Below are 13,899 nucleotides of genomic sequence, written 5' to 3'. Positions count from 1 at the left end.
TATAGCATTAGAATGGCAAAGTAAATTGGAATTCATGCGTCTAGTTCAATTCAGGTTTAACCGGACCGATCACGTAAACGGTGCGGCCGCTCTTCCGGCCGAAATTCATGGCCGATTTCAACGAATCGTAATAGACATCGATTTTGTTGCCTTTGATGGCGCCGCCCGTATCTTCAGCACGGCGGAAGCCGATGCCTTCGATGTAAACCCACCATCCGATCGGGATGATATTAGGATCAACGGCGATGGTGCGACCTTCCGTAACGCGTGTGCCGGATGCGGTACGCGTACCGATTCCTTGCTGTTCGGCGGAATACGCGGTCATCGACACGTTGTTCAATACCTTCTTGTATTTAAAATCAACGCCTGCGCGGGAAACCACGTTGTTCTCAACAGCCTTGGCGGTCGTTACTTTTTTCGTGCCGGACAATTTAGCCGGTGTAGCTTTTACATCGGTGGCTGCCGCCTGGACGATAACAGGCTTCTCCACTTTTTTCGTGCCTACGGCAATGATTTTATCCTTCGTTCTGCGTTCGATTTGTTGGGAGACCTTAGTCTTGGAAACCAGCTTGCCATTGTGGTAGACCTTCTCGTAATGGTTCACCATAAGACCAGACTCGCCCCGCTGAATGACGCGGTTATCGCCCTTTTCAAGCGATGGATCGGCCGTCTTGATCACGCGGAATTCGCGATCTTCCGTTTCCTTAACTTTTTGCTTCGTGACGCGAACGACATTGATATTCATATTGCTGGTCAGCTTCGTGTCTTGCGACGGTTGTACTATATCTTCACCCTGGATCGTAACGCCAGCCTCTTTGAGTACATGATCAACTGTATCCTGGGATGTAAATATGGTTTTGGTTTTGCTGCCTACCGTAACGTTGACTGGAATAGCTCTGTCAATAATAATTCGGTCTCCGTCCCGGATTGAGCCGTTCAGGGGCATCGAAATTTGATCTTGGGGACTCAACGTGATCGCTTGCTCATCCAGCAATTCCTGCAGCAACGATCCACGTGTTTCCACCGTAGTGACCCGGCCGTCGACGACAAGCTGAACTTCCTTGCCTGCCTGGTCATGTACAACCAACGATATGAGAAGTGATACCGTAACGGCACCCATGGCGCCGAGCAACATCAGTTGACGCAAATTGTCATGCTTCCATCTCAATGCGTAAGACATGCTGGATGATTGTGATTCATGGGTTTCTTCAGGTTGAAAAATGCCCACTATTCCATCCTCCTTCATAGTCCCGCCGTCTAGGTAAACGCATGAATGCATTTGACGTGACTATAGCAATTTTTCTCACAGGGCGCCCTGCTATCTATCTACACCCTGCGTCAATTCCCGTCTTCCGTCCATCTGCCATCACCTCCTGTTTACCAAGAGTATGATGGACCCGTCTCCATTATTCAAAAATAAAAGAAGCCATTGAAAGAGTACTAGAGGCTCTAACGTGGCTTCCTGATGAATGAAATCATGGAAATGGTATGCACGAGATTTCCCCTCTTATTTCGCTTACGGAGTTAGCTGTCGGGTTCGGACGTAAGAGAGACGCCCTATATCCGGATGCCCGCTCATGGCGAGATCCTTCAAATTCACCCCAAAGACCCGAAAAAGAAATCAAATACAGCTTCGTGCATCCAGACCAGTATGCACCGCAGTATCGGTTCCCCCGTTCTCCAGAATTTCGGAGATTAAGCGAGACGGTTCATGAAATATTCGGCTGCGATCTGCACATCGCAGCTTCTTATCACTGAAAAGATGATATCCTGTTTGTATGCAGGTTGTAAAGCGACATTCAACCACATTTTCTCAAGTAAAAGGTTAAAATATTGTAATATCAACGCCTTTTCTGATTAAAAAACTTTAATTAATCGAAAATGCTCCCTTTTTCATGGCTTTTGCTCTTGTTTTCGTTAAATACCAAATCGTTCCAGCGCATTTTTGGTGGTAATTTGGGCCAATTCCTCATAGGACAACCCTCTAATTTCGGCCGCCGCCTCCGCCACCAATTTTACATATGCGGTCTCATTTCGTTTCCCGCGGAAGGGATGAGGTGTCAGGTAAGGCGCGTCCGTTTCGATCAATAATCGATCAAGCGGAACCTTTGCCAAAACCTCTTTGGGCTGCTTCGCATTCTTGAACGTAATCGGCCCCCCAAACGAGATATGGAATCCCATATCCAGGCACATTTTGGCCGTTTCCCAGCTTCCGGAGAAGGAATGCATGACACCGCCGACCTCGGAGGCTTTTTCCTCACGCAAAATGTTAACGATATCTTCATGCGCATCCCGGTTATGAATGACAATGGGCATGTTCAATTCCCGGGCAAGCCCGATCTGGCGCCGAAGCACGCGGTGCTGTACTTCCTTGGGGGACGTATCCCAATGATAGTCCAAGCCGATCTCCCCGATTGCCACCACTTTATCGTGACTGCATAAAGAGGCGATCCAATCCAGGTCCTGATCCTCCATGGTGATCGCATCTACAGGATGCCAGCCTACCGCTGCATATATAAAATCATAAGTCTCAGCCAGCTTCATCGTGGTCGGGATCGTCTCCCGGTTAAATCCGATATTGATCATCCGCGTAACGCCGGCTTCAAGCGCCCGCTGAATTGCAGCTTCCCGGTCTTCGTCGAATTGGGGAGCGTCCATATGAGTGTGCGTGTCGAACAGCATACTATCCACACTCTCCTTCCTGTCGTTTCTATGTCGTCTATTTTCCATTAGTTGGTTGAATGCAAGGGGATTAACGGTTGTCCTGTTTTGCCTGATTTAATGCTGTTGTTTGAAAACGTCGGCTATCGTCTCCGGCATTTGACCCAGGAGCGGGCCCACCTTCTCCTCCGGATAATAAAGATGGTACCGCCCTTTATGAATGCCGCTGATCGAGCGTACGATATCGGATACCTCCGAGATTTCCCTCAGCTCGTCATGCCGGTCCAGAAGGAGAATCTGTTTCTCGTTAAGCGGCATATCGGAATGAACCTTATCATAAGGAAGATCCGTTGGAAAATCAATCTCCAGGTCATATTCCGGTTGCAGCCCCACGGCGCGGAACGCTTGGCGGATCCCGTCGATGGTTTCCAGATCGATGTTGTCGATTTCTACATATTTGTAGAGCTTTCGGTGCATGAAACGGCCGCATAATTCGCTAAGAAGCGGGTCTTCCTCCTCCGTCCATTGCAGAAAGGCCGTTTGAATCAGGGCTTCATCAAGGCGCAGATATTGATGCACGCCGATATTCCCCGAAAACAGCGCAGGCAGCGGTTCGATCATGAACCGGAAAGCATATCCACGGTCATGCAGTTCCTTGGCCCGGCGAAAGATTTGGCGCAGGATGATTTCGGAGCTTCGGGTGACGGGATGAAAATACACCTGCCAGTACATCTGATACCGCGACATGAGATAATCCTCCACCGCGTGCATGCCCGATTCCTTCACGACGACCCGATCCCGGTACGGCCGCAGCATCCGCAAGATTCGGTCGATATCAATCGTTCCATAATTGACTCCCGTATAGTAAGCATCCCTTAGCAAATAATCCATCCGGTCTGCATCCAGCGGACTAGTGACCAGATTCATCACAATCGGCTTATCGTAGGTTTTGTTAATAACGGAGGCGACCTTCTCGGGAAAATCGGCACCGAGCTCCTGAAGTACCTGATTGACGCAAGTATCTCCGAGCAGGATCCGGCATGTCCAATCCTCGTGGTTCATATGAAAAGCTTCTTCTATGGAATGCGAAAAAGGTCCATGCCCCACATCATGCAGCAGCGCCGCGCAGAGCGCAACTTGCCGTTCCTCGGCAGGCCAATCGGAATACCCTCTCCGTTCGAATTGAGAGATGATTCTTCTCGTAATTTCATAGACTCCAAGAGAATGGGAGAATCGGCTGTGCTCAGCTCCATGAAAGGTCAGGAAAGAAGTGCCCAACTGCCTGACCCGGCGAAGCCGCTGGAATTCCGGGGTATCGATTAACCGCCAAATGATGTCGTCCTGTACATGAATATAGTTGTGGACGGGGTCCTTAAACACTTTTTCTTCCGAAATGGGTGAATGCATTTCATCTCAACTCCTTCTCGTTAACTCTTTAGTTTTAGCCGATAAACACTTCTTTTGACATCTAGTGTCGAACCGTGTCGAATAACGTAAAATCACGCTTTCCAAATCGACAAATCCAAAATCGCCGCAAAAATTGGTTCGATTATGGTAATTCCGTTGCTATATAAGGCTTTTGTTCACTATACTTTCGTAAACAGGTTCCGATTTTTCAAAAATATAGGTTGACTGTTTTGGGAATCGTTGGTACTATAAATAACATAAAAACTAGAACTATGTCGAATTATGACTTTTTTAAATTATGGCGAGAGGGGCATTTATAAGTTATGATGAAATCAACAGGAATTGTAAGGAAAGTCGATGAGCTTGGACGGGTCGTCATTCCGATTGAGTTGCGCCGCACGCTCGGAATTGGTGAGAAAGATGCATTGGAGATTTATGTAGACGGCGAACGCATCATGCTTAAGAAATATGAGCCTGCGTGCATCTTCTGTGGTAACGCTGAGAACGTCACTTACTTCAAAGGTAAAATTGTTTGCCATGAATGTATCTCGGAAATCCCTACACCTGTGACAAATTAAGATTTTTAGTATATAATAGCATTATTACATTTTGTTAATTCTAACCTTTTTCATATCTCCTTGGTGCCTTCCTCGGCTATGAACCCGGCCGCAGGAGGGTCTTTTTTTGGGATTAAAGAATTATACGTTTTCAGTGAAGCGTATCCTTTCTTTAATCCCATTTATATGTTTTGGGGTCCCCGTAAAGTATTTGGAATAAGCATCGAAGCTTGGGTCCACTTTGTGGAGCTTTTTGTTTATCCCCCTTGGGCCAGGCAAGCCATATTCACGACTCCGTCAGGAGTGCGTTATAGATGTCCCTTTTCGATACGCCGCGATCACCCGCGGTTTTTTTCATGGCATCCTTGCGGCTTAGTCCTTCCCGCTCATAGTGCCCCACATGCTCCTCCAGCGAAAGCTCCTGCCACCAGGCATTTTTCTCTTTCTGCTCCTCTTCTGCACTGCCGGCTTCCACCACCAAACAATATTCGCCCAGCGGCGGATGCTCCGTGAGCCAGTCCAGGCATTCGGAAATGCTGCCTCGCACAAATTCCTCGTAGCGCTTGGTGAGCTCCCGTGCCAAGGTCACCTTCCGATTTCCCAGTACCTCCTGCAGGATCTCCAGCGTCTTCTTCACGCGATGCGGAGATTCATAAAATAATAACGTTCCCTGCGCCGATTGCAAAGCTTGCAGCTGCTGGACGATATCTTTGCGCTCCCGCGGCAAAAAACCGATAAACGTAAACCGTTCGGTCGGCAAACCCGACACGATTAAGGCGGATAACGCCGCATTGGCTCCCGGGATCGGAATGACCGAAATTCCTGCCTCAATCGCAAGCGAAACCAGATCACTGCCAGGGTCTGAAATCGCCGGCAGACCGGCATCGCTGACGAGTGCCACATTTTTTCCTTCTATTATATAACGTATGATTTCAGGACCGCTTGCCGCCTTGTTATGCTCGTGATAACTAAACAGCGGTTTAGCCGGAATTTCGAAATGGGTCAGCAGCTTGCGTGACTGCCTTGTATCCTCTGCCGCGATAATATCGCATTCCTGCAGGATGCGTACGGCGCGGTAGGTTATATCCTCTAAATTCCCGATCGGCGTTGCCACCAAATACAGCGAACCCGGACTTCCCGCTCCCCGGTCGGCATAACTCTGTTGCACAAGATTTCTCATTCTTTTGTCTCATCCTCATGTGTTCCATAGTAAATTCCCATAAAATCCGGGCCGTAATTCCCCTGCTCATCATACACAATCAGCGGTGGCTTCAGCCGAACCTCGGGCTTTCCGTCCCGAATGCCCTCGATCAGGACCATGTTGGCTTCCATTTTCACGCGCGGATGCACAAACCGGATGAACTTGGGCTCAATCCGGTATTTGCTCATCAGGGTGATAATCTCCGCCAGCCGCAGAGGCTTGTGAACCATGCTCATCTTCCCGCCTTGTTTGAGCAGCCTTGCACAGGACTCAATGACTTCTTCAAGCGTACAGTGAATTTCATGCCTCGCAATCGCCTGATGCTCATTCAGCTTCAAGTCGCTGCCATTCATCGGCATATAAGGCGGGTTGACCGTAATCAGGTCATACGCTCCATATCCCTTTTCCTTGTACAGTTCCCGCAGATCGCCTTCATGGATCGTGATCTGGTCCTGAAGGTCATTCATCGCTACGCTCCGTCTGGCCATATCCGCAAGTCTGGGCTGAATTTCAATCCCCTCGATCGGCGCGCCTGTACGTGTCGACAGCAGAATGGGAATCACCCCATTACCCGTGCACATATCCAGAATCCGGCCCCTGCGCGGTATGCTGGCAAACCTGGCAAGCAGGACCGCGTCCATGGAGAAGCTGAATACCTCTTCGCTTTGAATGATGCCGAGCTCATGGGTAAGCAGATCATCGATCCGCTCGGATGGTTGCAGTAACACTTCTTTCAATTTCATGGTTTCAACCCTTTATCTCTATAATTCGTTATATCCCCGCTACTTTGGTGTGTAACTCTTTCCACCCTTGCCTGATGATATGAAATACGTAAAAGGCTGCTCTTCACATTGCATGACAAGCAGCCATATGTTTCACTCGCGATCCTTACAGTATAACCTTTCGATTCTAGAAAAAAACCGTAGGCAGTTTCCCCTACGGCTTCTTATTTATTCAGAAAAGACAAGCAGAACAGGCAATCCCCTTCCGTCCGCAGATGTCCATAATAGACATTGCAAATGTGGAAGCCTTCATGATACAGCCGTGCCAGGTTATCGTACCCCTCACCGACCACATCTTCATGTTCCTCATCCTTCACATGAGGCTGAGGTTGTAAAGCAACTGGGTTTTCCAATTCTGCCGGATTGACTTCCCTCTTTAAAATTTTCCGGAGCTGTTCATTTTCTAGACTGAGGCGATGGTTCTCTTCCAGCAGTTCCTTGATGACCAGCTTAAGTCCACCCAGTTCACTGTGTATATGTCCCATCTGTGTTTCCAACTCTTGAATGAGCACAAAAATGTTTTTCTTCTCCAAGTCTACACCCCGAAAATAAACATTCTATTGGACTATTTGATGACAACGTCATCCATTGGAAGTTCCTTGACCTTTCCAATTTCAAACAGCTGAACATGAACCGTCCGCTTATCCGCATTGAGCCCGACTACTTTGCCTTCTCCAAGCGAAGTAATGACCAGTTTCCCAGCGGATGGAAGCTCTTCTTTCACGCTTTCATAATTATCATGCTCAAACTTCAGGCAGCACATCAATCTTCCGCATAGCCCGGAAATTTTAGTCGGATTGAGCGATAGGCTTTGATCCTTTGCCATCTTGATCGATACCGGCTCAAAATCACCAAGCCATGAGGAACAGCACAGTACGCGTCCACAAGGTCCAAGACCGCCGAGCATTTTGGCTTCATCGCGAACTCCAATCTGGCGAAGTTCGATTCTTGTTCGGAATATGCTGGCCAGATCCTTAACCAGTTCACGGAAATCCACACGGCCTTCCGCCGTGAAGTAGAAAATGATTTTGTTTCGGTCAAAGGTAAATTCCACGTCGACCAGCTTCATTTTCAGTTCGTGATCCCGAATTTTATTTAAACAGGTGGTGAATGCATCCTTCGCCGCTTGTTTGTTCTCTTCAACCACACGGGCATCGGAGTCACCAGCGATACGAATGACCTTCTTGAGGGGAAGGACAACGTCCGATTCACCTACCTCCTTCTTTCCTATCACAACTTGACCATACTCGATCCCTCTCGCGGTTTCCACAATTACGGATTGTTCCTTCTCCACGGGGAGGTCGAGCGGATCAAAGTAATATATTTTGCCCGCTTTCTTAAAGCGGACACCTACTACACTGTACAAAAATAAACCCCCTTGTGCCTGTACATATTGGCCATTCTTCGGGCCTGGGGGTGTGCTCACGCCGGAGTGTTACCGCCCAAACCCATCAATAACTGCTCTAAACTGAGCTGTCCATTGACATTATAGCGTAACTTCTTCTGACACTCTGCGGCCAAATCCATGTATGACACCCACTGTGCTGTGCTGCGGGCTGATGCATGACCAGAGATATACTCTGCCTGATCTATGAAAACGAGAGACTCTTTCCTTCCATACTGGACATGGATCATGTCCTTAAACCATAAATGAAACATACTGAACAATAAGTCCAGATGATCGGAGAGTTCGGTTTTGAACACTTTTTGACTCGCGGTGATCATCGCAGAGCCGCTACGGTTCAAAGACTCCTTCCCTAATTGTAACACTACGTTTCTAATTTCTGCAAACCAATTCTCATTCAATATTTTCCTGCACTCGTCAAGCCCGGATGCCAGATGAACGGCACAGCGTACAAGCGCGGCAGGATAGCCCTCACCTACAAGGACCTTTTCCATCATCTGCGGATCGAGTGCCCGAAACGGGACTAACTGCGATCGTGATTGAATGGTGGGCAGAAGGGCTTGTCCATTCTCGGCAATCAGTATGGCGACGGCAGGCGCCTGCGGCTCCTCAAGAAATTTCAGCAGGCTGTTGGCTGCCTGCGTGGTCATCTTCTCCGCACGGTCAATAATATATACCTTGGGGTTCCGATTCTCCGATCGATAGGAGAATATCCGCTGAAGATCGCGGATCTGATCGATCTTGATGCTGGCCCCATCCGGCTCGACCATCGTCAGATCCGGATGGTTGCCGTGCTCCACCTTGCGGCATTCCAAACATTGCCCGCAAGCATCGTCTTCCCGTTCCGTACAAAACAATGCCTTGGCAAACGTAAGCGCCGTCTGCATCTGTCCGGCACCGTTCGGGCCGCTAAACAGATAGGCATGACTGACAGCATTACGGCGCAAGGCATTTTGCAGCAGTTGCTTCGCAGTCTCTTGACCTACGATATCGTTAAAAGACATATGTCCTCACCTTCTACCAATCCTTCATGATCCTCTATGACGGAACAGCCATCATTTCAAGTAAACTTTCTTACGCTTGCGGCTAGAATACAAGATTGATCAGCATGCCCCGGATTTCCCCTACCTTGTTCAGCAGATCAATTCTCCCCTGTTCCGTATCCAGCAGCTCATCCGCCATCTCGAGCAGCGCCGAATCGACCTCATCGATTACGTTATAGCGCTTGCCGCGCCCCCGGCGGTCCCAGCCTCGCGTTTCCTTCATTTTTACGCCGCGACGAACCGTTTCTTCCAGGAAGCGGCGAACCATCAATTTATATGCCTTTAACTCCCGAACGGTCATTGCTTTGGCCAAACGATCCCCTTGCATTGCAATTTCACGCATTTGACGACTCAGCTCTTCATGGGTCGCACGTTCTCCCTGCTGCTGCATCATATCCGAGAACGATCGCTTCTGAATCGGTCTGGCGTTGCCATCCGGCACCGTGATTTCGCTTTTCATGGGCCGAAAGCCCGGATTGATCTTCACCTGAATCCACCGCCTATTGCGTTATTTGTTGCATCTAATAAAACGGAGGCATCTGGTACGTTCATATCGAACAACCTATGCCTCACGTGAACGTACCTTGAAATGGTTATCTTGTCAAGCGATTCGCTGACAATGATCGAAATACGGGGTGCTTGATCCGGAGTCCATCTACAATATCCATTTATGAAAGATCATCTCCCGATTGCAGCGATCTACGGTAACTATTTTTATTATGATACAGAAGTGGTTCAGAAGACTTTCAATGCAGGAGAACACAGCCGTCAAATATCCCAATAAAAACATCCGTTACGTATCTATCGCAGATCTAGAGAATGAATTTAGAAATGCTCGAAACGTTCTACAGGGAGTACAAATACCGTTGCGCCGCCAACCTGCACTTCAACCGGAAGCGGCAAATAGGAATCGGTTGTACCGCTCATAGGGGTTACCGGAGTGACCAGCTGTTCGCGGACCTTACAGCTTGTGCGAATGACGCTGAGCACACTTTCAACCTGTGAATCGTCTACCCCAATCATAAAGGTGGTGTTCCCCGCCTTCAGAAAGCCGCCCGTACTTGCAAGCTTTGTCGCCCGAAAGTTAGCTTTGACCAATGCGGCGGAGAGACGGTTGCTATCTTTATCCTGGACAATCGCAACAATCAATTTCATGGTAAACCCTCCTTGTTTATTTTGGGCATCGTATGCCCTTAACACTACTTATTTGACAAACAACCTCAAAAATCCTTTAATATCGCGTCTTCCAAGTGACGATTCATTTCCCTTTCGACCTGCGCGGGCGTCTTGGAAGCATCCACGATGCGAATTCGATCCGGATTACGCTCTGCTACCAATAGATAGCCTTCCCTAACTTTCTCGTGAAATGTCAGGTTCTCCATATCCAGTCGATTCCATTCCCGTTCTGCATTCGCCGCGATCCTTGACAGGCCGATCCTCGGCTCGATATCGAATAACAGCGTCAGATCCGGCATCCGGGTATCAATGGCGAACTGATTGATGCTCCATACCTCTTCCATGCCCAATCCTCGCGCATACCCCTGGTAAACCAGGCTGCTGTCCACGAATCGGTCGCATAGGACGGTCAATCCCTGCCTTAATGCCGGCTCCACCTTCTCCACAAGATGCTGGCGGCGGGCTGCCGCGTATAACAATGCTTCTGTGCGTGCATCCATCGCGGTGTGCTCCGGATCCAGAATAATAGAGCGGATCTTCTCGGCGATGTCTATGCCTCCGGGCTCGCGGGTAATCAGATACGGGATCGAATGATTCTGCATAAAGGCGGCGAGTCTGCCCATCATGGTCGTTTTACCGGAACCTTCTCCTCCTTCTACGGTAATAAATAGTGGTCTGCGATTATTCATAGCGTATCCTGCTTTCATCATTTGTTGATCATATGCCCCAAGTTTTACGTACCGGCGCATAACGGAGGTTTCCATCCTTTACGTTTCCTTGTAAACGACAATGGTTTGCAGCGTGGGATCGGTTATTCCTTGACACTTGGCCCCGGCCATCCTCAATGCCAGCATTCTCTGTTCCATTTCTGCTGTTATGTCTTCGCCGGGGTATAATATCGGAATGCCTGGCGGATACGGAATAACCATCTCGGCCGCCTTTCGCCCGGCGCTCTTTGCTAGCGGCACCGATTCCAATCGCTTCTTGTCAATCGGCTTAAGCGAGAAAGGGACTGGAGCTGAATATGGAGCCTGTCGCAGCAAATTGTTCCACGTGGAAACATCGGAGACCGAACTTTCTTCAGTTAACAAGTTAGCATCGACATCGAAGTGAGAAGAGCCCTCATTCAAGTGGATCCCCGGCCGCTCGTACCTCGCGAAATCCCCCTGTTCCCGCAATTTCCGGATCAGTAATTCCGTATCTTCCGCAGCAGTGCCTGGTTCCATTCCGGTCTCATCTGTCTTCTCCCCCTGCTCTACAATATGCACAAGAGCCCATAAGACGTGATTCGCATCTTCGCGGGTCGATCCCAATGTAAACAATAAGACGACGCGCAGCTCGTCACTCATCTCCGGCACGCAGCCGCGCGCCTCCAGTGCGCGCTGTAGTGCATACCCGCTAAGGGCCCCGGTGCGGTCATAAATGACCGCCTTGAACGGGTCCTGGCGGGTGTACGCCGCGGCGGCTGTGCCCGCGGCGCCATCCATGGGCTGCGGCGGCTGCAGCAGCCCGAAGCGCGGCAGCTTCGCGAGGCCGCGCCGGAAGGCATCCACGGCGGCTAGGCCAGCCGTGAAGGCGCCTGCGCCCTGCGTGTGCAGCAGGCGCCGTGCCAGATCCAGCGAAGCCATGAGCGGGTACGAGGGGCTGGAGCTTTGCACCATCGCCAGCCGCTGGCGCAGCAGGCTCCGGTCGAGCAGCCCGCCCTGTACATGCAGCATGGCTCCCATCGTCATTGCGGCTAACATCTTGTGCGTGGATTGGACCACGCCGTCCGCGCCGCATGACAAAGCATTCATCGGCAGCTGTGGATGCTGCCCGTAATGCGCTCCGTGCGCTTCGTCCACCAGCAGCGGCACTCCGCGCTTATGGCAGGCCTCCGCCAGGGGCCTTATGTCGCTCCCCATCCCGTAATAGTTCGGCATCGTGATGATCGCTCCCTTGGCCTCAGGGAAGGCCTCAAGAGCCGCTGTCAGCGTAGCTTCTGATGGGGCAACGGCTAAACCGCTCTGCTTGTCCAGCTCCGGCTGAAGAAACACCGCCCTTGCACCGGCCAGCATCAATCCGTTCAACACGGACTTATGTACGTTCCGCTGCACCAGCACGAGATCGCCCGGCTCACGGCATACCGTCAGGATCAGCGCCAGATTGCCGGCCGTGCTTCCGCCCACCAGAAAAAAGCTTTCTTCGGCGCCAAAACAATCGGCAGCCAGCTCCTGCGCTTCCTGAATCACGCCTTCCGGATGAAATAAATCATCGGTTCCGGTGATTTCCGTCACATCGATGCGCATCGCCTCTCGCAGCATCTCCGCTGCGTCACCTTCTACCCCGTATGCCCTGCCGTTCTTATGGCCGGGTACATGAAAAGATGAAGCCCCGCGTTCCCGGTATAACCTTAAAGCTTCAGTAAGTGGGGCACGCTCTCTATGTGTAGTCATCGACATATCCCTTCGGATTACATTCTCTAACCTATTTTAACGCAAATTGAAACCTACGCCTACGTTTCCATGCCCTGAAAATCCTCTCTAAACAAAAAAAGGCCCTTACTTCAGGCCCATTTAACACGCGTACCCGCGCCTATGCATTCTTCGGCATCGCAATCTGTTTTAATTGACGGATAAAAAAATGATATTTGGCATCTTCCGCACTGGTATGGACGATTTCCGATTCACATTCCTCGCATACGAATTGCGATACAATGGTGATTCCATCGGTCTTCGACTGATTGCATATGATACACACGTGTTCGGTCAATTCTTCCATAACCATCCCACCTTGATCCTTTTCCTATTAGTATGACACAGTTTCTATTATTTTAAACCTTTTCATAGGATATCTTTCTACGCTTTATTTATATGTACCCCTTGATGGCCTTGTGTCTGTACCTTTTTTTTCAGCTTAATAAAAATATGATTTTGTCCGATAAAAACATAAAAGACTAAAACTTCTCGTCTATCGAAATTTATCTTCTATTTAAAGGGGGACGGCATAGCCCAATGGCAGATCCACACGGTCAAGCCACCTTTTATCACTACCGCTTAATCAAGAAAATCCAGTTTTCCAAAAGCTTGCTCATCCTCTACTTAAGTCTGCCTTGGCTTGCTGCAGCTGCAGGGACCCTATGGGTGTCTCCGTACATTCTGCTCTATATGCTCATCGCTTTTCCGCTTAAGTTATGGATCCAGTACGTTATCGGTCATACCGTGCTTGTCCTTCTGGGAACAGGCTATCGGAAGCGCTGGCGCTTCAGGCTGAGGCTGCCTTGGCTTGGTTATATCCCAGATCAACATGTCAGCCGTCGCGTATTCATGTTGGTGCAGTTCTATACCTGTTGGGTAGGGATAGTCTTAAGCGCTATCATGGCCTTCTGGTCATCGCTGCCGTTTGCCATTGCGATTGTGTTCTGGCATCTATGGCTGCTTCTTCCGCGAGCTTATACCATGCTGCGCCTGAGCGGTCAGCGCAAAGACGGGATGTTAAAAATGAATGAGCAGGATATTTCATACTACCAGCAATAAAGTAAAGGATTTTTCGTGTTTCAATTTATTACATAGTATTGTAACCATATTCTCTTGTACATGAAATAAAGACCTCATTCCGAAGCCGGAAGAGGTCTTTATTCATTCGCTTTATTGCTTTCCAATCCTTGTATGACTTGTTTCTTAAGCTG

16 protein-coding genes and 1 riboswitch (1 of these 17 running past the window's edge) are annotated in these 13,899 nt (G+C 49.5%); of the genes, 2 read left to right on the top strand and 14 right to left on the bottom strand.

Annotated elements, in window-relative coordinates:
• Positions 1–40: 40 nt before the first annotated feature.
• The 3 genes from AC3RCL_RS00140 to AC3RCL_RS00130 form a co-directional block, all read right to left on the bottom strand.
• The gene (locus AC3RCL_RS00140) at positions 41–1,228 is read right to left on the bottom strand and encodes a resuscitation-promoting factor (protein WP_492534063.1); all 1,188 of its coding nucleotides are present in this window, start codon (positions 1,226–1,228) and stop codon (positions 41–43) included.
• A gap of 269 nt (positions 1,229–1,497) precedes the next feature.
• Positions 1,498–1,712, bottom strand: a riboswitch (cyclic di-AMP (ydaO/yuaA leader).
• A gap of 205 nt (positions 1,713–1,917) precedes the next feature.
• The gene (locus tag AC3RCL_RS00135) at positions 1,918–2,682 is read right to left on the bottom strand and encodes a TatD family hydrolase (protein WP_192572725.1); all 765 of its coding nucleotides are present in this window, start codon (positions 2,680–2,682) and stop codon (positions 1,918–1,920) included.
• A gap of 96 nt (positions 2,683–2,778) precedes the next feature.
• On the bottom strand, positions 2,779–4,068 hold the full coding sequence (locus AC3RCL_RS00130) for an HD domain-containing protein (RefSeq protein WP_492534061.1): 1,290 nt from the start codon (positions 4,066–4,068) through the stop codon (positions 2,779–2,781).
• Between the two features lie 323 nt (positions 4,069–4,391).
• Here AC3RCL_RS00130 and AC3RCL_RS00125 point away from each other — a divergent pair, with 323 nt between their 5' ends.
• The gene (locus tag AC3RCL_RS00125) at positions 4,392–4,646 is read left to right on the top strand and encodes an AbrB/MazE/SpoVT family DNA-binding domain-containing protein (protein WP_006207408.1); all 255 of its coding nucleotides are present in this window, start codon (positions 4,392–4,394) and stop codon (positions 4,644–4,646) included.
• A 265-nt stretch (positions 4,647–4,911) separates the two neighbouring features.
• Here AC3RCL_RS00125 and rsmI read toward each other — a convergent pair whose 3' ends face one another.
• The 10 genes from rsmI to AC3RCL_RS00075 form a co-directional block, all read right to left on the bottom strand.
• The gene (gene rsmI, locus AC3RCL_RS00120) at positions 4,912–5,805 is read right to left on the bottom strand and encodes a 16S rRNA (cytidine(1402)-2'-O)-methyltransferase (RefSeq protein WP_012818305.1); all 894 of its coding nucleotides are present in this window, start codon (positions 5,803–5,805) and stop codon (positions 4,912–4,914) included.
• Positions 5,802–6,569 (bottom strand): tRNA1(Val) (adenine(37)-N6)-methyltransferase, encoded by a 768-nt coding sequence (locus AC3RCL_RS00115; RefSeq protein ID WP_492534058.1) that lies wholly within the window; start codon positions 6,567–6,569, stop codon positions 5,802–5,804. Before AC3RCL_RS00115 ends, rsmI begins: the two co-directional genes overlap by 4 nt.
• Before the next feature lie 203 nt (positions 6,570–6,772).
• The gene (yabA, locus tag AC3RCL_RS00110) at positions 6,773–7,141 is read right to left on the bottom strand and encodes a DNA replication initiation control protein YabA (RefSeq protein ID WP_009591928.1); all 369 of its coding nucleotides are present in this window, start codon (positions 7,139–7,141) and stop codon (positions 6,773–6,775) included.
• A gap of 32 nt (positions 7,142–7,173) precedes the next feature.
• Positions 7,174–7,974: a PSP1 domain-containing protein gene (locus AC3RCL_RS00105; protein ID WP_076326556.1), complete on the bottom strand. Its 801-nt coding sequence runs from the start codon at positions 7,972–7,974 to the stop codon at positions 7,174–7,176.
• A gap of 56 nt (positions 7,975–8,030) precedes the next feature.
• Positions 8,031–9,017, bottom strand: a complete 987-nt coding sequence (gene holB / locus AC3RCL_RS00100) for a DNA polymerase III subunit delta' (RefSeq protein WP_096777327.1) — start codon at positions 9,015–9,017, stop codon at positions 8,031–8,033.
• 82 nt (positions 9,018–9,099) lie between these two features.
• Positions 9,100–9,543: a YaaR family protein gene (locus AC3RCL_RS00095; RefSeq protein ID WP_009591907.1), complete on the bottom strand. Its 444-nt coding sequence runs from the start codon at positions 9,541–9,543 to the stop codon at positions 9,100–9,102.
• A gap of 338 nt (positions 9,544–9,881) precedes the next feature.
• The gene (gene darA / locus AC3RCL_RS00090; protein ID WP_006207400.1) at positions 9,882–10,211 is read right to left on the bottom strand and encodes a cyclic di-AMP receptor DarA; all 330 of its coding nucleotides are present in this window, start codon (positions 10,209–10,211) and stop codon (positions 9,882–9,884) included.
• 65 nt (positions 10,212–10,276) lie between these two features.
• Positions 10,277–10,921: a dTMP kinase gene (tmk, locus tag AC3RCL_RS00085; RefSeq protein WP_012818301.1), complete on the bottom strand. Its 645-nt coding sequence runs from the start codon at positions 10,919–10,921 to the stop codon at positions 10,277–10,279.
• A 78-nt stretch (positions 10,922–10,999) separates the two neighbouring features.
• Complete coding sequence (locus AC3RCL_RS00080) at positions 11,000–12,667, bottom strand: aminotransferase class I/II-fold pyridoxal phosphate-dependent enzyme (protein WP_492534054.1); 1,668 nt, start codon at positions 12,665–12,667, stop codon at positions 11,000–11,002.
• 139 nt (positions 12,668–12,806) lie between these two features.
• Positions 12,807–12,992, bottom strand: a complete 186-nt coding sequence (locus AC3RCL_RS00075; protein WP_006207397.1) for a sigma factor G inhibitor Gin — start codon at positions 12,990–12,992, stop codon at positions 12,807–12,809.
• A gap of 233 nt (positions 12,993–13,225) precedes the next feature.
• Between AC3RCL_RS00075 and AC3RCL_RS00070 the strand changes: the two genes are divergently transcribed.
• Entirely contained in the window at positions 13,226–13,747 is a 522-nt protein-coding gene (locus tag AC3RCL_RS00070; protein ID WP_492534052.1) for a hypothetical protein, read from the top strand.
• A 98-nt stretch (positions 13,748–13,845) separates the two neighbouring features.
• Here AC3RCL_RS00070 and AC3RCL_RS00065 read toward each other — a convergent pair whose 3' ends face one another.
• Positions 13,846–13,899: the 3' portion of a hypothetical protein gene (locus AC3RCL_RS00065; protein ID WP_492534050.1), read on the bottom strand. It continues 384 nt past the right edge of the window; the window shows 54 of its 438 coding nt (coding positions 385–438); the start codon falls outside the window, past its right edge; the stop codon is at positions 13,846–13,848.

The organism is Paenibacillus sp. MT86 (assembly GCF_058792535.1).
This window is presented reverse-complemented; position numbering and strand designations above follow the sequence as displayed.